The organism is Vibrio sp. RE86 (assembly GCF_013114545.1).
Taxonomy (GTDB): domain Bacteria; phylum Pseudomonadota; class Gammaproteobacteria; order Enterobacterales; family Vibrionaceae; genus Vibrio.
Genome location: NZ_VTXI01000062.1, coordinates 1 through 1,043 on the forward strand (window position 1 = coordinate 1; position 1,043 = coordinate 1,043).

The following is a 1,043-nucleotide window of genomic DNA, read 5'->3' on the forward strand; positions in this document are numbered from 1 at the left end:
AACCTATTGGCGTTAGAAAACGCACCAAATGAAATTGTATCGTCGTTTGAAAATGCACCGGCAGCTATTGATTTTACGAAAACAGATAGTCGAAAATTAGTCGGGCATATGAATGAAAAAATGTCGTTGTTTCAAGATTTCATTTATGCGGATGGTGGTTTTGAACACTGCGATCTTGCTGAGATTACAGCAAAAATCAATAGAATGCCGCAACGTCAATTAGGGTGGGCGTTGTCCGTTGAAGCTCTAAATGACCTATTCAACTAGCTACATAACAAGGCATTTAAGAGTGATTCGCAACGCTTGGTATTTTCGCTTCGCTCAAGTATAGCCAAGCGTCGCTCACACCTTAATGCGGCGTTATGCGATTAAAGAGGACATATGGCAGATATTGTAACTATAAGTGCTGCTTTAGGTAGTTTGAAGACTGCCCATGAATTAGCAAAAGTAATCAAATCAAGTGGAAACTCGCTTGAACAGGCGGAAATGAAATTTAAATTAGCTGATCTAATATCTGCGCTTGCGGAAACCAAGATAGAGCTTGCTGACATTCAAACAGTGTTGATTGAGAAAGACGAAGAAATTAAAGCACTCAAAAAACAATTGAGAGAACGTGATGAAGCATCGTATGTTGCTCCATATTACTGGCGTGAAACTGAAAAAGGTAAAGATGGTCCTTTTTGTCAAAAATGTAAGGATGTAGATGAGCTTTTTGTTCGTTTACAAAATATCAAAGCAAAAGGTTTCTGGCATTGCACTAATTGCGATACAAACTATCTTGATAAAGACTATGTCTCACCAACGAGGAGAAAACGTTCAACAAGTGTTGGAGATCGTGCGCGTTGGCAGTAATCGCATAACAAAGCATTTAAGAGTGATTCGCAACGCTTGGCAGTTTCGCTTCGCTCAAGTATAGCCAAGCGTCGCTCACACCTTAATGCGGCGTTAGTTGCCAATGAGGAAAAAGTAGCTAATTCAGCAAATTTAGGTCTAATGTTCGTGTACTTTTTGCTAGTTGTTGCATTTCACTTTCTAGCTTACTT

Annotated in this window: 1 protein-coding gene and 1 pseudogene; both read left to right on the plus strand. The window is 39.5% G+C overall.

Going from position 1 to position 1,043, the window contains the following annotated elements; genetic code table 11:
* Positions 1-267 (plus strand): annotated as a pseudogene (locus tag F0231_RS20755) (hypothetical protein); the annotation flags it as partial.
* 114 nt (positions 268-381) lie between these two features.
* A complete protein-coding gene (locus F0231_RS20760) occupies positions 382-852 on the plus strand; it encodes a hypothetical protein (protein ID WP_171761570.1) in 471 nt (156 codons plus the stop codon).
* The last annotated feature ends 191 nt before the right edge of the window (positions 853-1,043 follow it).